The sequence below is a fragment of the Pseudomonas sp. LB3P25 genome (genome assembly GCF_054897985.1).
This window is the reverse complement of sequence record NZ_CM142711.1, coordinates 3,893,895-3,916,675: the sequence shown is the minus strand read 5'-3', so window position 1 is coordinate 3,916,675 and position 22,781 is coordinate 3,893,895. Positions and strand designations below refer to the sequence as shown.

Genomic DNA, 22,781 nt, shown 5'->3' with positions numbered 1-22,781 from the left:
CTCCGTGGCAGGCAAGTGCAGCGAGGGGGTAAAACGCTATATAGCGGAATATATAGCGAATTGCCTGCAAACGGAATGTGTCGGATGCGTGTTATTGAGGCCACGCATAACCTGTAGCAGCTGGCGCAGCCTGCGTTCGGCTGCGCAGCAGTCGTAAATTCAGCTGCCACGATTAATTTGAAAGACCGCGGTGTCTGGTTTCACGACCGCTTCGCAGCCGAACGCAGGCTGCGCCAGCTGCTACAAGAACGTGCGTTACCGACGAAGCAATTTCGCCAACCCTTCATCTGCCAGCTTCCGGGTCAACTCCGCCGTGGTCATTTCAGCGCCCAGCGTGAATGCCTGACCCGCCCAGAGATTGCTGAAATCCGCTTCTCCTTTGGCTCGCAACGGCATCAGCGCACCACCCGCCAGCGGGAAGGCCGGTGCTTTGGCGCTCATTGGCCCAAGTTCGCGCATCACCCGATTGAGAATTCCGCGCGCCGGGCGTCCGGTGAAAATGTTAGTGACGGCTGTCTCACTTTCCTTGGCCGTGCGCAACGCCTTGTGATGAGACGCGCTGACCTTGGCCTCTGGCGTGAACAAGTACGCCGTGCCTACTTGGACAGCCGAAGCCCCCAACAGGAAAGCCGCCGCGACGCCTCGTGCATCGGCAATCCCTCCGGCAGCAATCACCGGCACTTTCACCGCATCGACGATCTGGGGCACCAGCGCAAAGAGGCCCACCTGGCTGCTCAGATCATCACTGAGAAACATGCCCCGATGGCCGCCGGCTTCGTACCCCATGGCAATGATCGCGTCACAACCCTGCTGCTCGAGCCAGATCGCCTCTTCGACGGTGGTGGCCGAGGAGAGCACTTTCGCCCCAGTGGCTTTCACGCGATCCAGCAGGGACTTTTCCGGCAGACCGAAGTGGAAACTCACGACTTCGGGGCGAAATTCTTCGATCACCTCGCAGGCCGCGCTATCGAACGGCGCTCGATTGGACACCGGCGTCGGCGCGTCGAAGTCCACGCCAAGTTCCCGGTAGTAGGGTTCCAGCAGATTCTTCCAGTCTCGAGCGCGTTGCTCATCGGCGGCGGGTGGCTGATGGCAGAAGTAGTTGACGTTGATCGGGCGCTGAGTGTGTTGGCGAATCGTTTTCAGCTCCTCGCGCAACTGATCGATGCTCAACATGGCTGCCGGCATCGAGCCCAGGCCGCCGGCGTTACTGGCTGCGATAACCATGGCCGAATTGGTTGCGCCAGCCATGGGCGCCTGGATGATTGGCAGCTCAATGCCGAGCAGGTCAAGAATGCGGGTGTCTGGCCATTTGCTCATTTGAAGGGTTCTCCGACGTCATAACAGGGCAGGGACGGTAGGACCGTTTTTGTATCAGCTATGACTGATATAAGGCCAGTCGAGTTTTCAGTTCGTGTGCCACTCTTGGCTTAAAGTCGAGTACGGTGAAAGATCGCTATGTGTTATTTCAATTGCACCACAACTGAGTGATTCCATTAGGAGGCAGCGATGTTCCAAGGCATTTTGATCGACAAAGACGACAGCGGTTACCGGGCCACACTGCAAGAGATCAATGACGATCAATTGCCCGAGGGCGATGTGACGGTGCGTGTGGCGTACAGCACGCTGAACTTCAAGGATGGCCTGGCGATCACCGGCAGCAGCCCGGTGGTGCGAAAATTCCCGATGGTGCCGGGCATCGATCTGGCAGGTACTGTCGAAGTCAGTGAGCATCCGGACTACAAGGTCGGTGATCAAGTCGTACTCAATGGCTGGGGTGTTGGCGAAGGACATTGGGGTGGACTGGCGCAGAAGGCTCGCTTGAGCGGCGACTGGCTGATTCCGCTGCCCAAGGCATTCACCACGGCGCAAGCGATGGCCATCGGCACGGCGGGTTACACGGCGATGCTGAGCATCCTGGCGCTGGAACATAACGGCGTGACGCCCGAGCAGGGCGAAGTATTGGTCACCGGCGCCAATGGCGGTGTAGGCAGTTTCGCCATCGCACTGTTGAGCAAACTCGGTTATCGGGTGGTCGCGTCCACCGGCCGCACCTCTGAGCACGATTACCTCAAGCAATTAGGCGCCAGCGAAATCATCGACCGCGCCACACTGTCCGAACCGGGCAAACCCTTGGCCAAGGAGCGTTGGGCAGCGGTCATCGACTCGGTCGGCAGCCACACTCTGGCCAACGCCTGTGCCAGCACGAAGGCCAACGGCACTGTCGCCGCGTGTGGTCTGGCGCAAGGCATGGATTTTCCGGCTTCAGTCGCACCGTTCATTTTGCGCGGCGTGACCCTGGCCGGGATCAACAGCGTGACTCAGCCCAAAGCCAAGCGGATACTGGCCTGGAATCGTCTGGCCAAGGATCTCGACTTCGCCTTGCTGCCGTTGATCAGCCACGAAATCGGTTTGAGCGAAGTTATCGAGGCCGCACCGCGATTGCTCGCCGGTCAATTACGTGGGCGGGTGGTGGTCGACGTCAATCGTTGACTGTCTCACCCTAATTCAAGCAGACAAACTACAGAGACAAGGACTATCGACCATGGATGTAAAACTGCGTGAAGTGCAGCCCTTTAGCGTCTCGGGTTTGCAAGTGCGCACCCTCAATACCGCAGAGCAGCAGCCGGACACTGCGCGCATCGGCCCGATGTGGGAGCAATTTTTCGTTGAGGAAATCTTCGACAAGATCCCCCACAAACAGCCGGACTCCTTCATGTACGGCGTCTATTCCAACTACGAGTCCGACGCTTCGGGCCACTTCGATGTGACCGCGGGTGTGGCGGTCACCGCGCCCTCCGAGGACTTTCCGCAGATTCAGGTGGAGGGAGGCGATTACCTGGTGTTCAGCGCCAAAGGGGCGATGCCGGAAAGCGTCATTCAGACGTGGGGCCTGATCTGGGCCTACTTTAAGGACAACCCGCAGGTTTGCCGCACGTTCGCCACAGACTTCGAGGTCTACACCGGCCCGGATTCAGTGTCGGTCTATATCGGCATTCAGGATTCAGACGGGTTTTCGCGTTCAAGCAACTGACGCTTGCGCTCCACACCCCAGCGATAGCCCGACAGGTTGCCGTCGCTGCGCACCACGCGGTGGCAAGGGATCGCCACCGCCAGGCTGTTCGCGCCGCAGGCTTGAGCCACGGCGCGCATCGCTTTTGGCGCGCCGATTCGCTGAGCGATATCGGCGTAGCTGGCGGTGCAGCCGGCGGGAATCTCCCGCAGGGCTTGCCAGACCCGTTCTTGAAAAGCGGTGCCGCGAACATCCAGCGGCAAGTCCAGGCCCAGGGCCGGCGCTTCGATAAAACCAACCACCTTGGCGATCAGTTGCTCGAACGCGTGGTCGGCGCCAATCAGATTCGCACGCCGAAACTTGTCCTGCAGATCGCAGACCAGTTGGTGCGGGTCATCGCCCAGCAGGATCGCGCAAATCCCCCGTTCACTTTGCGCCACCAGAATCGCCCCCAGGGAACACTGGCCGACGGCAAAACGAATGTCGTTGTTCTGACCGGCTGCGCGGTAATCACCGGGTTTCATACCCAATAGCTGATCGGCTGCTTCATAGAAACGACTGTTGGAGTTAAAACCGGCGTCATACAGCGCGTCGGTCACTGAGTCTCCGTCCGCGAGGCGTTCACGGACCCTGCGTGAACGATGAGCCGTGGCGTAACCCTTGGGTGTCAGACCGGTAACGGCTTTGAACACCCGATGGAAGTAAAAGCTACTGAGGCCCGCAGCAGAGGCCAGTTCGCTCAGTACAGGCAGACTCTCCGCGGTTTCGATCTGGCGGCAAGCGGCCGCCACCGTCGCGGCATGTTGCGCGGCGACTTCGCTTTGATCTTTCGCGGCTCGTTTGCTGGGGCGATAACCCGCCGCCTGGGCCTGCTCGGCGGTGTCGAAGAATTCGACGTTCTGCGGTTTAGGCAAGCGCGCCAGGCTGCTGGGGCGGCAGTAAATGCCGGTGGTTTTCACCGCATACACAAACTGTCCGTCCGCCCTGGGATCACGCGCGACGACGGCGGCCCAGCGGGGGTCGTTCTCGGTGGCGATCTTTGTCGAATGGCTTGTCATGGCTTCATGTCCTGACCTGTTTGATTCAGATTAACCAGCTGACGGGATCGCTGCACTCCGGGTCTTGCGGTCGAATTCGAAGGCTTCATCCAGCGGTACGAAAGGTGAAGTTGATCCGCTGTTCGCCCAGTCGCGGATGCAGGCCATCCTTGATCGGCAAGACGCCGTGATACCGCAAGCGGTCCACGCCACCCCAGACCACGATGTCGCCATGGAACAGCGGCACCCGTTGGCTTTTATCGCTGCGTTCGAAGCCGCCGAACAGGAACATCGCCGGCAATCCCAGGGACACTGAAACAATGGGCGCGGCGTAGGAAACTTCATCTTTGTCCTGGTGCAACGACATCTTGGCTCCGGGAACATAGCGGTTGATCAGGCAGGAATCGGGCACGAAATCCGCAAACCTCGCTTCCCGCGCCGCCGCTTGTGCCAGTTCGAAAAACACGTCGGGCATTTTCGGCCAGGGTTGACCGGTCAGCGGATCATGTCGGGTATAACGATAACCGCTGCGGTCGGTGGTCCAGCCCAGCACGCCGCAACTGCTCAAGGCGACCGACATGGTGAAGCCCCCGGGCGTGATCATCTGCCGAAACGGTGCAGCCGCCAGAACCGCGTCCAGTGCGGGCAGTAACTGATCCAGCCAGGGCAGGGCAAAGCCTCTGAGGACGCAGGACTGTTCGCCGATCTGATCGAGCCTGGGTTGCTGCTCGGGTTCGGCGTCGGCAAACAAGTCGAAGGTGATCGGGTTCATGGGGTCATAACGCATCGTGAAAGATGATTCCAAGGGTATGCCGTTTTCCGCTGTGCAGGCGGCTCACGCCGTGGCGCAGAGTGACCCGGTAATAACCACGAACGCCTTTGACCGGTCGTTGGTTGACGGCAAAGATCAGTGCGTCACCTTTCTTCAGGCCAATGACCTGGGGGCGCGACTGCATCCGTGGGCGCTGTTCAGTCAGCACGAACTCGCCGCCGGTAAAGTCTTCGTCCGGCTCTGACAGCAGAATCGCCACTTGCAGCGGGAAGACGTGTTCGCCGTACAGGTCCTGATGCAAGCGGTTGTAGTCCTGCGGTCCATATTGCAGCAACAACGGCGTAGGCCGTTCCTGACCAGCGGCATGGCAGCGTTCGAGGAACGCTTCGTGTGTTTCAGGGAAACGGGTCGGCAGGTCCATGTGCTCGTACCAGCGATTGGCTATCGGCACTAGCCTGGGGTAAAGCGCACTGCGCAAACGGGCGACGATATCCGGCAGCGGGTACCTGAAGTATTTGTACTCGCCACGGCCAAAGCCGTGACGAGCCATGATCACTTGCGAGCGAAACGGTTCGGCACTGGCATACAGAGTGCTGATTTCATCGCACGTCTCGTGGCTTAAAAGCGACCTGATGATCGCGCAGCCATCCTGATCGAGTTGTTGCTCGAGCATGGCCCAGTCCAGTCCACCGAGAGAACGCTCGCTCATCTCTGCGCCTCACGCTCCAGCAGTTGCCGTTTGCGCTCCAGCCCCCAACGGTAGCCGCCGAGGCTGCCATCCTGACGCAGCACTCGATGGCACGGCACGATCACCGCCAGCGGGTTCGCTCCGCATGCATTGGCCACTGCCCGAAAGGCCGTGGGTTGACCCAGTTGTCGCGCGATGTCCTGGTAGCTGGCGGTTTCACCCGCCGGTATTTGTCGCAGGGCATCCCAGACTCGCCGTTGAAACACGCTGCCTGTCAGATCCAGCGGCAAATCCAGGGTAGTGCGCGGGTCTTCGAGGTGGCGCAGCGTTTGCTCGAGCGCAGGCATCAAGCCCTCATCGCGCTGCGGTGCTTGTGGGCCGGGGAAGCGCCGCGCAAGATCGCGTTCCAGCGTGGCGAGGTCGTCACCGAGCAGCAGCGCGCACAGCCCCTCGGCGCTGAACGCCAGCAGCAAGATGCCAAGGCTGGAAGTGCCGCTGATGAAGCGAATCGAGGAAGTAGGCATGTTCTGACTCCTTAACCAAAGGTTGAGGTGGCCAGTCTAGGGAGCGGGGACTTCGTTAACACTCCGGCGCTTGCGGTTGAATTCCAGAGGCAGGAGCAGACGTCCATGTTGTCGCTCCAGATCCCGTTACAACGCTTTGCTGACGCTTATGTCGCTGATCACGTCATCGCTCTGGCCATGAATGGCGTCCAGCGCGGCCTTGGCTTCTTCTTCGGTGCCGTTTTCAAGTTGGGCAAATTCGAAGCGACGCTCACCATTGAGTTTGTATTTGATGACGTACTTGGTCGTTTGGGCCACGGTCATACCTGCTTGTCTTCGTGTTTGGGTGTCAATCAGCTCAGTTTCGAGCTGGAGCGGCGGATGATCTTGATGGTGTGAGTCAGGGTCGGTTTACGAGTGACACTGATCGGCCGGCGGTTGACCGTGTCGATGGTGATATTCCAGAAACCGGTGCTTGGCGCAGTAATCCGGGCTGGGAAGGTGTCAAATGCACCACCGTGGTAAGTGTGGCGACCGCCATTCTTGAAGCTGCGGAAATTGGCGTCGTTCATCAAGCGGATATTGCATGTTTGGGAGCATTGAATGACGACGATGTCGTCTTCGTTGAGGTGCTCGCGCTGGTGGATAAATTTCATGAGGCGCCTCCAGAAGGGCTTTTTCTACAAAATCAAAACGATAGCATGGGCGATTGGCGCAGTTTATCAGCCCGAACGGGTTATTATCCGGTCGTCGGGGTCCGCTTTGACAATTAAAAACAGTTATACGGAATTCTATGAGCGATAAACGCAGCAAGCCTCGGAGAAAAACAGCATTTGTACTGTCGGAGTGTCTTTATCGGAGGTGTTGTATGAAGTGGGGTGTGCTGGTCCTGCCTATGGCGATAGCGATGAGCGGTTGTGCGAGTGTCTCGGAGATCAATGAGACGCTGCCCACCATGAACGTGATTTCAGGCAAGAAGCCTCATGAGTACGCGCAATGCCTGACCGAGAAACTGGCCAGCAGCCGGGGAGCCTTGCAAGTCGAACCGCATAAGGACGGTATGCGAGTCATCGTGCCGCAGAAGTTCTCCTCGGGGCCGGCCGCGGTATTTGATATCGAAGACCGCTCCGGCGGCAGCAGCATCAAGTTGCATGAGCGCATCTCCAATGTGCCGTTGCGCCCCAAGGATGTACGCAATGCCGCTACTGCGTGCATTTCCGGCTGATAGACTGTCGCCCGTCAGCACCGATGCCGCCAAAGCAGCGCTTTGGCGGCATTGTCATTTCTGGAGTCGAGCATGAAGCGAGAGCAGGTACGGGAGCGCCATGCAGAGGGTCACATCTCTGCTACCCACGTGATTCAGAATCCGGCAAATCCGGGAGAATGGATCGTGTTTTTCAAGAAAAGCGCCGGGCGCAGTTATTTTCTGGTGGATGAAAACGATGAAGTCGAATCCTTCAGTAGCCTCGATGATTTGATCGAGACGGTGCGCGGCCTCGGGATCAAGTTCGCCGAAATTCACATGTAGGGCAGGGCGCCTTACTTGCAGACCACCACGACGCTGCGGTTCTTGTAGTTGCCGACGTCGACGCCCAGAGTCTTCTCGCTTTCCTTGGTCGAAGGTGTTCCGTCGGTACCGACGATCCGATAGCCGGTGCCGGCGCAAGAGGCATCGGCTTTTTCGTAGCAGGTGGCCCAGGAGTTGGCTTCCCCGGAGCAGTCGATGGCCAGGCCTTGCTCGCCGTTGTTCAGGTAGGTCGTTTCGGAAGTGGCGCAGCCGCTCAGGGCCAACACCGCAATCAGTGGCAAAAATTTATTCATGTCGTTGTCGTCGTCAGGAGGATGGGGCTAAGCCTGTGACAGCGCTGGCGTCAAAAGGTTATAGCGAATGGCCACTTCGTTGCAGGCAATCACAAAAAAGCCCTGCGCGAGGCAGGGCTTGGGTCGAGTCGGGTGCTTCTCAGGACTTGTCCTTGCCGCGACGCTTCGGGGCTGGGTGTTCGAGCTCCAATACGGATGCCACTTCAATCGCCAACGCCTCGGTCGGGAAAGGCCCGGCAATATTCTCGCCGCTGGCACTGTCTACCCACCACTGGCCGTCTTTCGCCTGATTGATCAGGAACCCGTTGACACTTTTCGCTACCGACATCTATCTGCCTCGTTGACTGGTTCAATCGCGCAATGATAGCGCCAAATGCACTCAACGGGTGCTGATGGTGTAGGGTGGTGCGATTCGCAGCCGTGCAGATCTGGTGGTCTGTGCTATCTATAAAGGCTGCGGAGCTATCTCGGGAACTATCCGCGAGAATATTTCTCTATGATGGCATCGGTTAGCCAGTGCGGGGCATTGTAAGGTGCACGCCGCCTGATTAGACTGCGCCGAAACTCGTACACACAGCCCTATCAAGGACTTATATGATCAAGAAATGCTTGTTCCCAGCAGCCGGTTACGGTACTCGCTTCCTGCCAGCGACTAAAGCCATGCCCAAAGAAATGCTGCCGGTGGTAAACAAGCCACTGATCCAGTACGGCGTCGAAGAAGCACTGGACGCTGGGTTGACCGAAATTTCCATCGTGACCGGTCGCGGCAAACGCGCTCTGGAAGACCACTTCGACATCAGCTACGAGCTGGAAAACCAGATCAAGGGCACCGACAAGGAAAAATACCTGGTCGGTATCCGCAAGCTGCTCGACAATTGCTCGTTCTCTTACACGCGCCAGACCGAAATGAAAGGCCTGGGCCACGCCATTCTGACGGGTCGTCCGCTGATCGGCGACGAACCTTTCGCCGTAGTCCTGGCGGATGACTTGTGCGTCAACCTCGAAGGCGACGGCGTACTGACCCAGATGGTCAAGCTGTACAAGCAGTTCCGCTGCTCGATCGTCGCCATCCAGGAAGTCGATCCGCAAGAAACTCACAAGTACGGCGTGATTGCCGGTGAGATGATCCGCGACGACATCTACCGCGTTCACAGCATGGTCGAGAAGCCAAAGCCGGAAGATGCGCCGTCGAACCTGGCGATCATCGGCCGCTACATCCTGACTCCGGACATTTTCGACCTGATCGAACAGACCGAGCCAGGCAAGGGGGGTGAAATCCAGATCACCGACGCCCTGATGAAGCAGGCCCAAAATGGCTGCGTCATGGCCTACAAGTTCAAGGGCAAACGTTTCGACTGCGGTGGCGCTGAAGGCTACATCGACGCGACCAACTTCTGCTTCGAGAACTTCTACAAGACTGGCAAGGCCTACTGATAGCGCCTGACCCACTTGTATTGAAAAGCCACCTTCGCAGACTGTGTGAAAACCTAGCAATCTGCGCGGAGCTCAAAGAAAATGCTCCGTATCGAAAGATACGGAGCATTTTTCGTTATGGCCTACATCCAAGGACAGTCCCGCAGCCAGACCAGCCTGTTCCCGGTCTCGCTGGAAGAGTTGATCCCCGAGGATCACCTCGTTCGTGTGATCGACACCTACGTCGCCAAGCTTGATCTTGTGCGCTTGGGTTTTGATAAAGCCTTATCAAAAGGTACCGGGCGCCCCTCTTACGATCCCGCCGATCAGCTCAAGCTGTTCCTCTATGGCTATTTCCAGCGGATTCGCTCATCGCGGCGTCTCGAAGCCGAGTGCCAGCGCAACATCGAAGTGATGTGGTTGATCAACCGGCTCAAACCCGACTTCAAGACCATTGCCGACTTTCGCAAGAACAACAAAGCTGCCTTTATCGCGACCTGTCGTGCCTTCGTCCAGTTTTGCCGCACGGTGGGTCTCATCGCCGGCGAGCTGGTGGCCATCGATGGCAGCAAGTTTCAGGCGGTTGCTTCCTCGCGGCGTCATATGAATTTGAAGCGGCTCAAGCACCAGGAGCAGAAGCTGGATAAACGCATCGCTCAGTATTTGGCCGAGTTGGATGAGGCGGATAAAAACGAAGCCAATGAGGTGGTTGATCGCAGTGCGGTCAAGACGGCTTTGGCGCAACTTGAACTCAGGCACTCCAATAACCTGACGTGCCAGGCACTGATGAAATCAATGGAGCTTGAGCAATTCAATACCCACGAAAGCGATGCCCGAATGATGCGAACGCACAAAGGGCCGCGGGTTGCGTACAACGTGCAAACCGCCGTGGACGCTGAGCATTGCCTGATTCTGCATCATGAAGTCACTCAGGACAGTGATGATCGCAAGCAACTTGAGCCGATGGCCAAGGCCGCCAAGGAACAACTGCAGCAAGATGAACTGACGGTCACTGCCGATGCGGGCTACTCGAATGGCAAGCAGTTCCAGGCTTGTGAGGATGAGAGCATCACGGTTTATGTACCGCCGAATCGGTCAAGTAACTCCTGCGGTAAGGAGCAGGCGTTCTTCGATCGAACAGTGTTTACCTACGATGCAGCGCAGGATCGATATCAATGTCCTGCCGGCAAATGGCTGACACTCAAGCAGATCAGTAAGGGGGATCGCATCTATCAGGCGGCGGTTAGCGACTGCGCCGCCTGTCCGCTGAAAGCGCAATGTACTGAGGCCCAGCGCCGCTATGTCACACGCCATGCTCACGAAGAGGCTTTCGAACGAATGGAGCGGCGAATGCAGGGACACCCCGAAATGATGGTCAGCCGAAGATCCATCGTGGAGCATCCCTTTGGCAACCTAAAACAGTGGCTGTTTGGCAATGCTCGGTTCTTGCTACGACAACTCGAAGGCACGAGAGCTGAAATGGCCTTGGCGGTGAACGCCTATAACCTGAAAAGAGCGATTAACGTGCTTGGCGCACGTCAGTTGATGGCGCTGATGGGCTGAAACGCCCATTTTTTGTCTGCTGTCCGCAAAAAAGCAAACGCCCCGAACAAGTTGGGGCGTTTGAATGGAACCACCATCAGTGCGTTTTCACACAGTCTGTTCGGGTGGCTTTTTCATTTTCCGTCCCCATATCGTTTGCAGCGCTTGCCCAACGGGCGTCTGCGGGTATGCTTGTGGACTGCCGAGGAGATTGAAAATGGCCTACGATTTTGACCTTTATGTGATTGGCGCCGGTTCCGGCGGTGTGCGGGCTGCGCGTTTTGCTGCCGGTTTTGGCGCGAAAGTGGCAGTGGCCGAGAGCCGCTACCTGGGTGGCACTTGTGTGAATGTCGGCTGCGTTCCGAAGAAGCTGTTGGTCTACGGCGCACACTTCGCCGAAGATTTCGAGCAGTCGCCAGGTTTTGGCTGGACGCCGGGCGAAGCAACGTTCGATTGGGCGACGCTGATCGCCAACAAGGATCGCGAGATCAATCGCCTGAACGGCATCTATCGCAACCTGCTGGTTAACAGCGGCGTGACCTTGCATGAAGGCCACGCCAAAATCGTTGATCCGCACCAGATCGAGATCAATGGCGAGCGTTACACCGCCAAAAACATCCTGATTGCTACCGGCGGCTGGCCACAGATTCCAGAGATTCCAGGTCACGAACACGCGATCAGTTCCAACCAGGCGTTCTTCCTCAAAGAACTGCCCAGGCGCGTTGTGGTTGTGGGTGGTGGTTACATCGCCGTCGAATTCGCCGGGATCTTCCATGGCCTGGGCGCCGACACCACGTTGCTGTATCGCGGTGAACTGTTCCTGCGCGGCTTCGACGGTGCGGTGCGCAAACACCTGCAGGAAGAGCTGACCAAGCGTGGCATGGACCTGCAGTTCAACGCCGACATTGAGCGTATCGACAAGCAGGCCGATGGCAGCCTGAAGGTGACCCTCAAGGACGGTCGTGAGCTGGAAGCGGATTGTGTGTTCTACGCCACCGGCCGGCGTCCGATGCTCGACAATCTTGGGCTGGAAAACACGGGCGTCAAACTCGACAAGAAAGGTTTCGTCGAGGTGGACGAGCAGTATCAGACTGCTGAGCCGTCGATCCTCGCGCTTGGCGATGTGATCGGTCGGGTTCAGTTGACGCCAGTCGCTCTGGCTGAAGGCATGGCCGTGGCGCGACGTTTGTTCAAGCCTGAGCAATATCGCCCGGTGGATTACAAAATGATCCCGACAGCGGTGTTCAGCTTGCCGAACATCGGCACGGTCGGTTTGACCGAGGAAGAGGCCCGGGAGGCTGGCCACGATGTGGTGATCTACGAAAGCCGCTTCCGCCCAATGAAACTGACCCTGACCGAATGCCAGGAGCGCACCCTGATGAAACTGGTGGTGGACGCCAAGACCGACAAGGTTCTGGGCTGCCACATGGTCGGCCCGGAGGCTGGCGAAATCGTGCAGGGCTTGGCGATCGCATTGAAGGCGGGTGCCACCAAGCGCGATTTCGACGAAACCATCGGCGTCCACCCGACTGCCGCCGAAGAGTTCGTCACCATGCGCACGCCGGTCGCGGGTTAATCGTCCTTTTCGGGCTCTGATGCGTCTGGCGCTGTCGCAATGACGGCCGCCAGCCGCAGGCTCTCATCCAGGCTCGCCTGAGTCTTGAGTAACTCAATTTCCAACGCTTTGTTTATCTGCGACTGCTCGTCGACGTTCTGCTTCAGCGACTGGCTTTCCAGCAGGGCGGCACGCAAGCGTTCCTGGAGGAGGGTGCGTTCGCTGTCGATACGGTTCACCTGTTCCAGCAGATGATCCTGTCGAGCGTTGGTTTGCTTGAGTTGATCCTGCAGCAGGCTCAACTCTCTCAGGGTGCCACGGTTCTCCGTCAACAAGCGCTCGTTGTCGCGGTGCAGTTGCGTGACCTCATCCTGGCGCACCAATGCGCTTTGCTGGGCCTGGCGCAATTCCATCTGAATCTGCTGCACCTGGCCTTCGTGGCGACGTTGTTCCTGCTCGCGCTGTTCTTTGACCGCGTTGCGGTAGTGTTCCAGTGCGTCGCGAGCATGCAGGTGTTTTTCTTCAAGGGAGCGGATCTGCTCGTCCTTGTCTTGCAAGCGTAATTCGAAATCGGCCAATGCCTGGTTCAGTCCGGCGTTGCGGGTTTGTTCGGTCTGCAGCATGGAACGGGTTTCTTGCAGTGCCTCGGACTCTTGAGTCAGTGCCAGGCTTTGAACTTCGTAATGCTGTTGTAATTGCGTGTTGGCCTGGTGGGCTTCATGCAACTGCGTATCCAGCTGTTTTTTTTGTTGATCGAACTGCTCGCGGGCCTGATCGATGGGCTCCTGCGCCTGTTCCTTGAGTCTTTGTGCCAGCCGCGAGACCAGTCCCGCCAGCTCATCATCAATGGGTTGCGACGGCGCTTCGGCGCGCTCGGCGCCGTCATCCAGCTCCTTCAAATAGCGATGAATCGTGGTTTTCGAGCCCGTGTTGCCCATTTCGATCCGTACCGCATCGATGCTTGGGTTTTCGCCGCGAGCCAGAATCGCCAAACGCGCCGCTTGCACCACTGCTTTGTTTACACCGCCACGAGCCATGAGTTCTCCTACGATTTCGTACTGTGGTACATGCCACTAAAGTACACCATGTACCACGGTATCTAAAAACTTAAAATACGATAGGTATTCATGCGGGATATACTGGTATTACCCCGTGTGATAAGTCCTGGGCGTGTTTTCACCCGCCAAAGCGGTACGTTTTAGAGAGTTGAGCCGATGACTGAGCTGGATCGTTACCTGCAAGCCGCCACCCGCGACAACACCCGTCGCAGTTACCGGGCGGCTATCGAGCATTTTGAAGTCAGTTGGGGCGGCTTCCTGCCGGCGACCAGCGACAGCGTCGCGCGTTACCTCGTCGCTCATGCGGGTGTGCTGTCGATCAATACCTTGAAATTGCGTTTGTCAGCGCTGGCGCAATGGCACAACAGCCAAGGGTTTCCCGACCCCACCAAGGCGCCCGTGGTGCGCAAGGTCTTCAAGGGCATTCGCGCGCTACACCCGGCTCAAGAAAAACAGGCCGAGCCGTTACAGCTTCAGCATCTGGAGCAAGTGGTTGCCTGGTTGCAGCTAGAAGCGCAAACCGCGAAATCTGAACACGATCAACCGGCTCTGTTGCGGGCCAGGCGCGACATGGCGCTGATTCTGTTGGGTTTCTGGCGCGGTTTTCGTAGCGACGAGTTGTGCCGACTACAGATCGAGCACGTTAAAGCGGCTGCCGGCTCAGGCATCACGCTCTATTTACCGCGAACCAAGAGCGACCGCGAAAACCTCGGCAAGACTTACCAGACGCCCGCGTTGCAGCGCCTGTGCCCGGTGCAGGCCTACATCGACTGGATCACCGAAGCCGCGCTGGTCCGTGGACCGGTATTTCGAGGCATCGACCGTTGGGGCCACCTGAGCGAGGAGGGGCTGCACGCCAACAGCGTGATCCCGTTACTGCGCCAGGCGCTGAAACGTGCCGGCATCCCGGCCGAGCACTACACCAGTCACTCCTTGCGGCGCGGCTTTGCCACCTGGGCGCATCAGAGCGGTTGGGACTTGAAGTCGTTGATGAGTTACGTGGGCTGGAAGGATATGAAGTCCGCCATGCGCTATGTTGAAGCCAGCCCGTTTCTCGGAATGACACCGCTCGCGGAAAAAACCATTGGCGCTGCTAAGTAAGTTTTCTTCTATTAATACGTTCGGCTAATAGCGAAAACCAATGAGCAGCATGAGCTTTGCCAATGAGCCATCCGGCAATCGAGTGGGTAGGATTCACTCCATCAACTTCTCAACCAAACTTTTCAACCCTGACGGAGAGTCATCGATGCCTATCATCAACAGCCAAGTTAAACCGTTCAAAGCTGACGCCTTTAAAAATGGCGACTTCGTAAAAGTGTCGGACGCTGACCTGAAAGGCAAGTGGTCTGTAGTGTTCTTCTACCCTGCCGACTTCACCTTCGTTTGCCCGACCGAACTGGAAGACCTGGCTGACAACTACGACACGTTCCAGAAGCTGGGCGTCGAGATCTACAGCGTTTCCACCGATACCCACTTTGCCCACGCTGCCTGGCACAACACTTCGCCAGCCATCGGCAAAATCCAGTACACCATGATCGGCGACCCGACTCATGCCATCTCTCGCAACTTCGACGTGCTGATCGAAGAAGCCGGTCTGGCTGACCGTGGCACCTTCGTGATCAACCCTGAAGGCCAGATCAAAATCGTTGAACTGAACGATGGCGGCGTTGGCCGTGACGCTTCCGAGCTGCTGCGCAAAATCAAGGCTGCTCAGTACGTCGCTGCTCACCCAGGCCAGGTTTGCCCGGCCAAGTGGAAAGAAGGCGAGGCCACACTGGCTCCGTCCCTGGACCTGGTCGGCAAGATCTAAGTCTGTGACACGCTTCATCAGGGCGGAACTCCGCACCTCCTAAGTTAGCTGCACCGCCCTCAAAAACGCCCGGGCGAGATTCGCTCGGGCGTTTTTTTATGTTTTCGTCTCTTCACCAAACAGCATGGAAATCGCCCGTATGTTGGACGCCAATCTTAAAACCCAGTTGAAGTCATACCTGGAACGGGTCACCCAGCCGATCGAGATCATTGCCTCCCTCGACGACGGTGCGAAATCCCAGGAAATGCTCGCATTACTCAAAGACGTTGCCAGTCTTTCCAACCAGATTACGTTGCTCGACAACGGTGACGATGCACGTAAACCATCGTTCTCGATCAACCGCCCGGGTGCCGATATCAGCCTGCGTTTTGCCGGCATACCGATGGGCCACGAATTCACTTCGTTGGTGCTGGCCTTGCTGCAAGTCGGCGGTCACCCTTCGAAAGCCAGTGTTGAAGTGATCGAACAGATCCGCTCGCTTAAAGGCGAGTTCAACTTCGAGACTTACTTCTCGCTGTCCTGTCAGAACTGCCCGGACGTCGTCCAGGCGTTGAACCTGATGGCCGTGCTGAACCCGAACATCCGCCACGTCGCTATCGATGGCGCGCTGTTCCAGGCCGAAGTCGATGACCGTCAGATCATGGCCGTGCCAAGCGTTTACCTGAACGGTGTGAACTTCGGCCAGGGTCGCATGGGTCTGGAAGAAATCCTCGCCAAGATCGACACCAGCGGCATTGAGCGTCAGGCCGAGAAGGTCAGCGCCAAAGAGGCTTTTGACGTGCTGGTCGTCGGCGGTGGCCCGGCCGGTGCTTCGGCCGCGATCTACGCCGCGCGTAAAGGCATTCGCACCGGCGTGGCCGCTGAGCGTTTTGGTGGGCAGGTGCTGGACACCATGGCCATCGAGAACTTCATCTCCGTGCAGGAAACCGAAGGGCCGAAACTGGCCGTGGCGCTTGAAGAGCACGTCAAGCAGTACGACGTCGACATCATGAACCTGCAACGCGCCGACAAGTTGGTGCCGGGCAAGAACGGCGAGTTGCACGAAGTCCGCTTCGCCAGCGGCGCGACCCTGAAAGCCAAAACCGTGATCCTGGCGACCGGTGCGCGGTGGCGTGAAATGAACGTCCCGGGCGAGCAGCAATACCGCAACAAAGGCGTGGCGTATTGCCCGCACTGTGACGGCCCGCTGTTCAAAGGCAAGCGCGTGGCGGTGATTGGCGGCGGTAACTCCGGCGTCGAAGCGGCCATCGACCTGGCGGGTATCGTGTCCCATGTGACACTGCTTGAGTTCGACGTGCAGTTGCGCGCCGATGCGGTCTTGCAGCGCAAGTTGCACAGCCTGCCGAACGTCACCGTGATCACTAGTGCGCAAACCACTGAAGTGCTGGGGGACGGCCAGAAGGTCAACGGCCTGCGCTACAAGGATCGTCAGTCGGACGAGTTGCTTACCGTCGAGCTGGAAGGGATCTTCGTGCAGATCGGTTTGCTGCCCAACACCGACTGGCTAAAAGGCACCATCGAGCTGTCGCCTCGCGGTGAGATCATCGTCGATGCCCGCGGTGAGACATCGATGCCAGGTGTGTTCGCTGCCGGTGACGTAACCACCGTGCCATACAAGCAGATCGTGATTGCGGTGGGCGAGGGCGCCAAAGCTTCCCTGAGCGCATTCGATCACTTGATCCGCACCTCGGCTCCGGCATAAAACCCGACGCTGAAAACACAAAACCCCATGAGCGATCATGGGGTTTTTTGTGTGTGGAGACCACAGCGTGGGAATGATCAGTCAGATGCTCACCACCGCATCCGCACACCCAAACTGCCAATCAACCCGTTCAAATCATTGTCATCCACACTACTGCTGTAGTCGGCGCTGACGTAGAGACTCACGGCAGGTGTCACTCTGGCCACCAAGCCCAAACCCACTTCGACGGTCGATGAGTAGCGGCTGCTGCTGATCTTCTCGACCTGATCGAGGTTCACGGTATCGCTGGTGTACACCGTGTGCCACACGTTGGTTCGCACATAGGGTTCGACCCCCAGGCCGTTGATGTCGTAACTACCTTTCAACCGTGCACCGACCCGGCCGCTCCAGGACGTCAGATCGCTGGACGAGGCATTGCCTGACCCGGCATACGGGGTGTCCAGGGTAATGCGTTGATTGATTAATTGCGCCTGGGGTTCGACTACCCAGTGATCGCTAAGGCCAATGGGGAAACCACCTTCTACCGACAGCGTTACCGCGCTGCCCTCGGTCGCTTGTCGGGCGCCCTGGTCATTGCGGCTATAGCCATTGACCCGGCCGCCACTGGCCGTCAAGTCCACGTGCCAGCCTTGGGGCCCGGTCAGGCTCCAGTAGGCGCCGAGGCTCTGGCCTTCGAGGTTGAGGGTGTCGTTGCTGGGGTCAGCGAGGGCGCGACTGGTCAGCAGCCCGTTGCTGTTGCCCTGTAACTGAGTCAGGCCGCCGACCAGTCCAACCCGCTGGGTATGACCGCTATCGCTTTGCAGAGTCAGGATCGCCGGGCCTTTGAATTCGCTACTGTCGGGGTTAGAAAAACCCTGAGCCAGAAAATCGGATTGCGCCTGCCGCGAAGCCTGCCCATACACCTGATCCCAGGCGGAAGGTGCGGCGTCTTCGATGGTCAGGCGTGAACTTCGTGTATCGGAGGCGGTGGTCAAGCGGCCGGGGTAGGGGGCGGTGATAGTGAGGGCGGACAAGGTCATGACCGGAACATCCTGACGGTACCAAGGCGTGGTTTCCTCCTCGGCCGGCCCTGCCTGTACTTCCATGGATGAGCACAGCAGAAGTGAGCTCGAGACAGTACAAAAAGTAACTTTGATCTCATGTTGGGTGAATGAAGTTTTCATGGAGGTATACCTTGCAATCGCATGCCGTATCTCGCTCTGGCGTCTCTCCTACCCCGAATGAGGGGCGACCGAATGTCGTGGGGCAAGCCTCTGGCGGCCCGATTTTGCGGGTGTCTGGGGGGGTTGCCCCGGGTGGTAATTCCGGGGGTAGTAACGTGTAGCTAAGAAGACCGATGCCCCTGCGTCAAGAAAATGAACGATGAGTGGTATGGCTAATTTAGCCGCTGCAACTATTTGTTTTTCAGCGTTTATCTAAGTTCTTGTTTGTACGAAAAATCATCGCGAAACCCGCGAATCAGAGGCGTTTGTCAGCCGACAGTCGGTCTTCAAACAGCTCCGGGCGAGCTGATTGCTGACTGATTCTCGCTGTTTATTACTGTCAATAATGAGGCTGAAACCGATCATCCGTTGCGGCTCGCGGTAGAACCGCTACAGATGCACTTCCACCGCCAGCGGCAAATGATCCGACAAATGCGTCCAGGGCTTGTGCCCCAGTATTCGCGGCTCATGACTGCTGGCATTGCGCAGATAAATTCGATCCAGACGCAGCAGCGGAAAGCGCGCCGGATAGGTTTTCGCCGGGCGACCGTGGTGGCGTTCAAAGGCTTCATGCAGGTAATCGCGTCGGGCGAGGGCGGTGTTGCCTAGCAGCTGCCAGTCGTTGAAGTCGCCGGCGATAATCACCGGCGCATCGTCAGGTAACGATTCGAGCAGTTGGCAGAGTAGTTGGAGCTGCAGCTGGCGATGACTTTCCAGCAGACTCAAGTGAACGCAGATCGCATGGACTTCGGCGTGGCCCGGTACGTCCAGCACGCAATGTAGCAGACCGCGGCGTTCGGGGCCGGTGATCGAGACGTCGAGGTTGCGGTGTTCGCGGATCGGGTATTTCGATAACAGGGCGTTGCCGTGATGACCGTTGGGGTAGACCGCGTTGCGGCCGTAGGCGAAGTCGTTCCACATGCTGTCGGCCAGGAACTCGTATTGTGAGGTCTGCGGCCAATCGTTGTAGCGAGTGGAATGACGGTCGTGTTCACCGACAACTTCCTGCAGGAACACCAGGTCCGCCGACGTACTGCGTACCGCTTCACGCAATTCCGGGAGAATGAAACGTCGGTTGAGTGCGGTAAAACCCTTATGAGTGTTGACCGTCAGCACTCTCAGTCGATGAATCGCCGGGGACGTGTTCAATGGAGATGATTTGACGGCCTGCCACTTGGAATCACTGGTCACGTTCACTCCTCTGAATCAGGGCTGCTTATGTATGCGACTGATACAGGAGCGGGCAGTTCAGAACGACTCGTCGTAATAACCGCTCACCGAAAACTGTAGCAGCTGCCGAGCCTGCGAGGCCGTGGTGAGGGGATTTATCCCCGTTCGGCTGCGAAGCGGCCCCTGTTTTTTCCAGTCACACCGCGTCCAATGGATTACGACGGCTTCGCCGCCGAACGGGGATAAATCCCCTCACCACAGCCTCGCAGGCTCGACAGCTGCTACAACGCTGCGTCAGACAAAGATGATTTCATAGGGTAACCGCATCCGCTCCAGAAGCACCGGGGGCAGCAGCGGGGCGAGGCCGATGGCCGGTTCGCCGTCGAGCTGGCTGGCATAGGCGTGGGTGGCGTGGCTTTTGCGCGCTACGGTCCAAGTGTCCAGGCGCACCTTGCGCGCGCGATGCCACGGGATGAGCCCTCGATCACGCGTGGGCCAGTGCCAGGCCCAGACCGGTACTTCGTTGAACGCCGCGCCAACCATGGCCGCGGCCTTGGCGCTGGCCCGGCCAACGGCGTCATGGTCGACATTGCCATCCTCGCGCCAGGTGCTGAACACCACATCCCCTGGGCGTAAATAACGGGCAATGAATTGAATCATCTGAAACTCCCGCTCGGCCAGGGCGTTGTCGGTGAAGCCGCCACGAATCCACTTCAGGCTGTGCATCGGCAACCCGAGCCGGCGCAAGGCTTCGAGGCTTTCCTGGGGGCGGAACACGCTCAAGCGTTTCTCCGACCATTGTTGCGAGCCCGGATGGCTGGCGCTGCCGTCGGTAATCGAGATCAATTGCAGGGGATGCCCCTGGGCGCTGAGCAACTGCAGCAGGCCGCCACAGGTCACGACTTCATCGCCGGGATGTGGGGCAATCAACACGGCGCGTGCGCCGGCAGGAACCAGGGTCTGAGTGTTGATGACAGGAATGTTGTCCAGTTGCGGGGCGCTGTTCCAGATTTGTACAGGTAAGCTGCTTTCGCTGATGGAGACCGTTTTCATGGGGCTACGTCCTTGTTCTCGTTGATAGCAATGTGCGGCGCTCCAAACCCTGGATTGCCGCGAGCAGAGTATTGCTTATGTGACGCTATTCGTCGCCTCGATGTTCCATTCGGTACGTTTTTTTATCCGCGCTGCACCCTGTCCCGGCAACTGGAGCGCTGCGGGGCGAATAGTGCCTGGAATCCCTGAAGATCCATTTCACTCCTCTTCCTCACGCTGCAATTCGAACAACAGCAGCGAACGGCCAGTGACCGAATATTCGTGATCGAACTCGAAACGTTCCTGACCCCTAATCGACGGTTGATTGGTGTCGATCATGCACGTCCAGAAACCGCCGTCGGGCACTTCCGGAAGCAGGAAATTGACGATGTCGTGATGCGCGTTGACCACCAACAGCAGGGTGGCGTCGGCACCTTTGCGGCGGATACCGGTTTCCTGGGCGCGGCCATCCATCAGCATGCCGAGGCAGCGGCCATGGCTTTCCTCCCATTGTTCGATGGACATTTCGCTGCCATCTGGCGCGAGCCAGGTGACGTCTTTGACGCCGATGTCCTCGTTGTAATTGCCCACCAGGAACCGGCCGCGACGCAGGATCGGGTAGGCCAGGCGCAACTTGATCAGGCGTTTAACGAACTTGAGCAGGGCCTTGCCGTCTTCGCTCAGGTCCCAATTGACCCAACCGATCTCGCTGTCCTGGCAATAGGCGTTGTTGTTGCCTTCCTGGGTTCGGGCGAATTCGTCGCCGGCCACCAGCATGGGCGTGCCTTGGGACAGCAGCAGCGTGGCAAAGAAATTGCGCATCTGCCGCTGACGCAGCTCATTGATCTCGGGATCGTCGGTCGGGCCTTCGACGCCGTGGTTCCAGGACAGGTTGTTGTTGCTGCCGTCCTGATTGTTCTCGTCGTTGGCTTCGTTGTGTTTGTCGTTGTACGACACCAGGTCGTTCAGGGTGAAACCGTCGTGGGCGGTGACGAAGTTCACCGAGGCATACGGCCGCCGACCACGCTGATTGAACATCTCGCCGGAGGCGGTCATGCGACTGGCGAAGTCCGCCAGTTGGCCGTCGTCGCCTTTCCAGAACGCACGCACGGTGTCGCGGAATTTGTCATTCCACTCAACCCAACCCGGTGGAAAGTTACCGACCTGATAACCACCGGGGCCGCAATCCCAGGCTTCTGCAATCATCTTCACCTGGCGCAGCACCGGGTCTTGACGGCAGGCCACAAGGAAGCTGTGACGTTCGTCGAAGCCATCGTGGTAGCGCCCGAGAATGGTCGCCAGGTCGAAGCGGAATCCGTCCACGTGCATTTCCGAAGCCCAGTAGCGCAGGGAGTCGGTGACCATTTGCAGCACGCACGGGTGACTCAGGTCCAGGGTGTTGCCGGTGCCGGAATCGTTGATGTAGAAGCGCTTGTCGTCGGGCATCAAGCGGTAGTAGGAGGCGTTGTCGATGCCGCGCATGGACAGGGTCGGGCCTTGTTCGTTGCCCTCGGCGGTGTGGTTGTAGACCACGTCGAGAATCACTTCAAGATTGGCTTCGTGCAGGTGCGCGACCATCTCCTTGAACTCGGCGATCTTGCCGCTGGCCAGGTAGCGCGGGTCGGGGGCGAAGAACGCGATGCTGTTGTAGCCCCAGTAATTGGTCATGCCTTTGTGCAACAGATGTTGGTCGTTGACGAACGCATGAATCGGCAGCAATTCCACCGTCGACACGCCGAGCTTGCGGATGTGTTCCAGCACGTCATCGACCATCAACCCGGCGAAGGTGCCGCGCACATTCTCGGGGACGGAGGGGTGACGCATGCTGAAACCGCGCACGTGAGTCTCATAAATGATGGTCTTGTCCCACGGCACGCTGACCCGATGGTCGTGACCCCAGGTGTGAGCCGGGTCGATCACCTTGCACTTGGGTACAAACGGGGCGCTGTCACGTTTATCGAAACTGAGGTCGGCGTCGGGATGGCCGATGGTGTAGCCGAACAACGCTTCGGACCATTTCAACTGGCCGACCAATTGTTTGGCGTAGGGGTCGATCAGCAGTTTGTTGGGGTTGAAGCGATGACCGTTCGCCGGGTCGTACGGGCCGTAGACACGGTAGCCATAGATCATCCCCGGATGCGCGTCGGGCAGGTAGCCGTGGTAGATCTCGTCGGTGTATTCCGGCAGTTCGATGCGTTCCAGTTCGACCTCACCGGCATCATCGAAGATACACAACTCGACCTTGGTGGCATTGGCGGAAAACAAGGCGAAGTTAACCCCCAGGCCATCCCAGTTCGCGCCCAGCGGGAAGGGCAAGCCTTCACGGATTCGCGAGGCCTCGACGAGAGGTTCTGGCGCGGCTTTTTTTGGACTGGTCATTGGTGCTCCTGCAAAAAGGGGTACGGGTGTCGCGTCGTTCTTTGTTGCACAAAATCAATAATTCAGGGCGAGCGAGCCCTCGGT

Annotated in this window: 23 protein-coding genes and 1 pseudogene; 10 read left to right on the top strand and 14 right to left on the bottom strand. The window is 58.2% G+C overall.

Annotated features, from left to right (window positions below; translation table 11 throughout):
* Positions 1-255: 255 nt before the first annotated feature.
* Positions 256-1,320, bottom strand: a complete 1,065-nt coding sequence (locus ACYZTW_RS17760; protein WP_462001110.1) for an NAD(P)H-dependent flavin oxidoreductase — start codon at positions 1,318-1,320, stop codon at positions 256-258.
* A 189-nt stretch (positions 1,321-1,509) separates the two neighbouring features.
* Here ACYZTW_RS17760 and acuI point away from each other — a divergent pair, with 189 nt between their 5' ends.
* Entirely contained in the window at positions 1,510-2,493 is a 984-nt protein-coding gene (gene acuI, locus ACYZTW_RS17755) for an acrylyl-CoA reductase (NADPH) (protein ID WP_462001109.1), read from the top strand.
* A 52-nt stretch (positions 2,494-2,545) separates the two neighbouring features.
* Positions 2,546-3,034 carry a GyrI-like domain-containing protein gene (locus ACYZTW_RS17750; RefSeq protein WP_462001108.1) on the top strand — a complete coding sequence of 163 codons (489 nt, stop codon included), beginning with the start codon at positions 2,546-2,548 and terminating at the stop codon, positions 3,032-3,034.
* Here ACYZTW_RS17750 and ada read toward each other — a convergent pair.
* The 6 genes and pseudogenes from ada to ACYZTW_RS17720 form a co-directional block, all read right to left on the bottom strand.
* A complete protein-coding gene (gene ada, locus ACYZTW_RS17745) occupies positions 2,998-4,071 on the bottom strand; it encodes a bifunctional DNA-binding transcriptional regulator/O6-methylguanine-DNA methyltransferase Ada (RefSeq protein ID WP_462001106.1) in 1,074 nt (357 codons plus the stop codon). The two genes, ACYZTW_RS17750 and ada, sit on opposite strands and share 37 nt — an antisense overlap.
* Positions 4,072-4,156: 85 nt before the next feature.
* On the bottom strand, positions 4,157-4,837 hold the full coding sequence (gene alkB / locus ACYZTW_RS17740; protein WP_462001105.1) for a DNA oxidative demethylase AlkB: 681 nt from the start codon (positions 4,835-4,837) through the stop codon (positions 4,157-4,159).
* Entirely contained in the window at positions 4,827-5,531 is a 705-nt protein-coding gene (locus ACYZTW_RS17735) for a 2OG-Fe(II) oxygenase (protein WP_462001104.1), read from the bottom strand. Before ACYZTW_RS17735 ends, alkB begins: the two co-directional genes overlap by 11 nt.
* A pseudogene (locus ACYZTW_RS17730) lies at positions 5,528-5,818 on the bottom strand (methylated-DNA--[protein]-cysteine S-methyltransferase); the annotation flags it as partial. The gene ACYZTW_RS17735 and the pseudogene ACYZTW_RS17730, both read right to left, overlap by 4 nt.
* Positions 5,819-6,160: 342 nt before the next feature.
* The gene (locus ACYZTW_RS17725) at positions 6,161-6,337 is read right to left on the bottom strand and encodes a hypothetical protein (protein ID WP_462001103.1); all 177 of its coding nucleotides are present in this window, start codon (positions 6,335-6,337) and stop codon (positions 6,161-6,163) included.
* A gap of 29 nt (positions 6,338-6,366) precedes the next feature.
* Positions 6,367-6,669: a DUF1883 domain-containing protein gene (locus ACYZTW_RS17720; RefSeq protein ID WP_462001102.1), complete on the bottom strand. Its 303-nt coding sequence runs from the start codon at positions 6,667-6,669 to the stop codon at positions 6,367-6,369.
* Between the two features lie 212 nt (positions 6,670-6,881).
* Between ACYZTW_RS17720 and ACYZTW_RS17715 the strand changes: the two genes are divergently transcribed.
* Positions 6,882-7,238, top strand: a complete 357-nt coding sequence (locus ACYZTW_RS17715) for a hypothetical protein (RefSeq protein ID WP_149629820.1) — start codon at positions 6,882-6,884, stop codon at positions 7,236-7,238.
* 72 nt (positions 7,239-7,310) lie between these two features.
* Complete coding sequence (locus ACYZTW_RS17710; RefSeq protein WP_123364930.1) at positions 7,311-7,541, top strand: hypothetical protein; 231 nt, start codon at positions 7,311-7,313, stop codon at positions 7,539-7,541.
* Between the two features lie 11 nt (positions 7,542-7,552).
* Here ACYZTW_RS17710 and ACYZTW_RS17705 read toward each other — a convergent pair whose 3' ends face one another.
* Both ACYZTW_RS17705 and ACYZTW_RS17700 read right to left on the bottom strand, forming a co-directional pair.
* Positions 7,553-7,834, bottom strand: a complete 282-nt coding sequence (locus ACYZTW_RS17705; protein ID WP_046054134.1) for a lipoprotein — start codon at positions 7,832-7,834, stop codon at positions 7,553-7,555.
* A gap of 139 nt (positions 7,835-7,973) precedes the next feature.
* Positions 7,974-8,162 (bottom strand): hypothetical protein, encoded by a 189-nt coding sequence (locus tag ACYZTW_RS17700; RefSeq protein ID WP_033055162.1) that lies wholly within the window; start codon positions 8,160-8,162, stop codon positions 7,974-7,976.
* 266 nt (positions 8,163-8,428) lie between these two features.
* Between ACYZTW_RS17700 and galU the strand changes: the two genes are divergently transcribed.
* The 3 genes from galU (at position 8,429) to gorA (ending at position 12,365) form a co-directional block, all read left to right on the top strand.
* The gene (gene galU, locus ACYZTW_RS17695) at positions 8,429-9,268 is read left to right on the top strand and encodes a UTP--glucose-1-phosphate uridylyltransferase GalU (RefSeq protein WP_010460715.1); all 840 of its coding nucleotides are present in this window, start codon (positions 8,429-8,431) and stop codon (positions 9,266-9,268) included.
* A gap of 117 nt (positions 9,269-9,385) precedes the next feature.
* Positions 9,386-10,810 (top strand): IS1182 family transposase, encoded by a 1,425-nt coding sequence (locus ACYZTW_RS17690; RefSeq protein ID WP_462001101.1) that lies wholly within the window; start codon positions 9,386-9,388, stop codon positions 10,808-10,810.
* Between the two features lie 196 nt (positions 10,811-11,006).
* Positions 11,007-12,365, top strand: coding sequence for a glutathione-disulfide reductase (gorA, locus tag ACYZTW_RS17685; RefSeq protein ID WP_462001100.1), 1,359 nt, complete (start codon positions 11,007-11,009; stop codon positions 12,363-12,365).
* Here the strand turns inward: gorA and ACYZTW_RS17680 are convergent.
* Complete coding sequence (locus tag ACYZTW_RS17680; protein WP_462001099.1) at positions 12,362-13,381, bottom strand: DNA-binding protein; 1,020 nt, start codon at positions 13,379-13,381, stop codon at positions 12,362-12,364. The genes gorA and ACYZTW_RS17680 overlap by 4 nt on opposite strands.
* Before the next feature lie 177 nt (positions 13,382-13,558).
* On the opposite strand from ACYZTW_RS17680, the gene ACYZTW_RS17675 reads away from it, so the two are divergent.
* The 3 genes from ACYZTW_RS17675 to ahpF all read left to right on the top strand — a co-directional run bounded on the left by ACYZTW_RS17675 (position 13,559) and on the right by ahpF (position 16,914).
* Positions 13,559-14,503, top strand: coding sequence for a site-specific integrase (locus ACYZTW_RS17675; protein ID WP_462001098.1), 945 nt, complete (start codon positions 13,559-13,561; stop codon positions 14,501-14,503).
* 145 nt (positions 14,504-14,648) lie between these two features.
* Positions 14,649-15,212, top strand: coding sequence for an alkyl hydroperoxide reductase subunit C (ahpC, locus tag ACYZTW_RS17670; protein WP_462001097.1), 564 nt, complete (start codon positions 14,649-14,651; stop codon positions 15,210-15,212).
* Between the two features lie 139 nt (positions 15,213-15,351).
* Positions 15,352-16,914, top strand: a complete 1,563-nt coding sequence (gene ahpF / locus ACYZTW_RS17665) for an alkyl hydroperoxide reductase subunit F (RefSeq protein WP_462001096.1) — start codon at positions 15,352-15,354, stop codon at positions 16,912-16,914.
* A gap of 89 nt (positions 16,915-17,003) precedes the next feature.
* On the opposite strand, the gene ACYZTW_RS17660 is transcribed toward ahpF, so the two are convergent.
* The 4 genes from ACYZTW_RS17660 to glgX form a co-directional block, all read right to left on the bottom strand.
* Positions 17,004-18,077, bottom strand: a complete 1,074-nt coding sequence (locus ACYZTW_RS17660; RefSeq protein WP_462001095.1) for an autotransporter domain-containing protein — start codon at positions 18,075-18,077, stop codon at positions 17,004-17,006.
* A gap of 429 nt (positions 18,078-18,506) precedes the next feature.
* Positions 18,507-19,307, bottom strand: a complete 801-nt coding sequence (locus tag ACYZTW_RS17655; protein WP_462001094.1) for an endonuclease/exonuclease/phosphatase family protein — start codon at positions 19,305-19,307, stop codon at positions 18,507-18,509.
* Positions 19,308-19,580: 273 nt separating this feature from the next.
* Complete coding sequence (locus ACYZTW_RS17650; RefSeq protein WP_462001093.1) at positions 19,581-20,339, bottom strand: PIG-L deacetylase family protein; 759 nt, start codon at positions 20,337-20,339, stop codon at positions 19,581-19,583.
* Between the two features lie 198 nt (positions 20,340-20,537).
* Complete coding sequence (glgX, locus tag ACYZTW_RS17645) at positions 20,538-22,697, bottom strand: glycogen debranching protein GlgX (RefSeq protein WP_462001092.1); 2,160 nt, start codon at positions 22,695-22,697, stop codon at positions 20,538-20,540.
* Positions 22,698-22,781: the final 84 nt, after the last annotated feature.

Coding starts and splice junctions, on each gene's coding strand:
- ACYZTW_RS17760 (WP_462001110.1), bottom strand. CDS start 1,320: ATGAGCAAATGGCCAGACACCCGCATTCTTGACCTGCTCGGCATTGAG.
- acuI (WP_462001109.1), top strand. CDS start 1,510: ATGTTCCAAGGCATTTTGATCGACAAAGACGACAGCGGTTACCGGGCC.
- ACYZTW_RS17750 (WP_462001108.1), top strand. CDS start 2,546: ATGGATGTAAAACTGCGTGAAGTGCAGCCCTTTAGCGTCTCGGGTTTG.
- ada (WP_462001106.1), bottom strand. CDS start 4,071: ATGACAAGCCATTCGACAAAGATCGCCACCGAGAACGACCCCCGCTGG.
- alkB (WP_462001105.1), bottom strand. CDS start 4,837: ATGCGTTATGACCCCATGAACCCGATCACCTTCGACTTGTTTGCCGAC.
- ACYZTW_RS17735 (WP_462001104.1), bottom strand. CDS start 5,531: ATGAGCGAGCGTTCTCTCGGTGGACTGGACTGGGCCATGCTCGAGCAA.
- ACYZTW_RS17725 (WP_462001103.1), bottom strand. CDS start 6,337: ATGACCGTGGCCCAAACGACCAAGTACGTCATCAAATACAAACTCAAT.
- ACYZTW_RS17720 (WP_462001102.1), bottom strand. CDS start 6,669: ATGAAATTTATCCACCAGCGCGAGCACCTCAACGAAGACGACATCGTC.
- ACYZTW_RS17715 (WP_149629820.1), top strand. CDS start 6,882: ATGAAGTGGGGTGTGCTGGTCCTGCCTATGGCGATAGCGATGAGCGGT.
- ACYZTW_RS17710 (WP_123364930.1), top strand. CDS start 7,311: ATGAAGCGAGAGCAGGTACGGGAGCGCCATGCAGAGGGTCACATCTCT.
- ACYZTW_RS17705 (WP_046054134.1), bottom strand. CDS start 7,834: ATGAATAAATTTTTGCCACTGATTGCGGTGTTGGCCCTGAGCGGCTGC.
- ACYZTW_RS17700 (WP_033055162.1), bottom strand. CDS start 8,162: ATGTCGGTAGCGAAAAGTGTCAACGGGTTCCTGATCAATCAGGCGAAA.
- galU (WP_010460715.1), top strand. CDS start 8,429: ATGATCAAGAAATGCTTGTTCCCAGCAGCCGGTTACGGTACTCGCTTC.
- ACYZTW_RS17690 (WP_462001101.1), top strand. CDS start 9,386: ATGGCCTACATCCAAGGACAGTCCCGCAGCCAGACCAGCCTGTTCCCG.
- gorA (WP_462001100.1), top strand. CDS start 11,007: ATGGCCTACGATTTTGACCTTTATGTGATTGGCGCCGGTTCCGGCGGT.
- ACYZTW_RS17680 (WP_462001099.1), bottom strand. CDS start 13,381: ATGGCTCGTGGCGGTGTAAACAAAGCAGTGGTGCAAGCGGCGCGTTTG.
- ACYZTW_RS17675 (WP_462001098.1), top strand. CDS start 13,559: ATGACTGAGCTGGATCGTTACCTGCAAGCCGCCACCCGCGACAACACC.
- ahpC (WP_462001097.1), top strand. CDS start 14,649: ATGCCTATCATCAACAGCCAAGTTAAACCGTTCAAAGCTGACGCCTTT.
- ahpF (WP_462001096.1), top strand. CDS start 15,352: ATGTTGGACGCCAATCTTAAAACCCAGTTGAAGTCATACCTGGAACGG.
- ACYZTW_RS17660 (WP_462001095.1), bottom strand. CDS start 18,077: ATGAAAACTTCATTCACCCAACATGAGATCAAAGTTACTTTTTGTACT.
- ACYZTW_RS17650 (WP_462001093.1), bottom strand. CDS start 20,339: ATGAAAACGGTCTCCATCAGCGAAAGCAGCTTACCTGTACAAATCTGG.
- glgX (WP_462001092.1), bottom strand. CDS start 22,697: ATGACCAGTCCAAAAAAAGCCGCGCCAGAACCTCTCGTCGAGGCCTCG.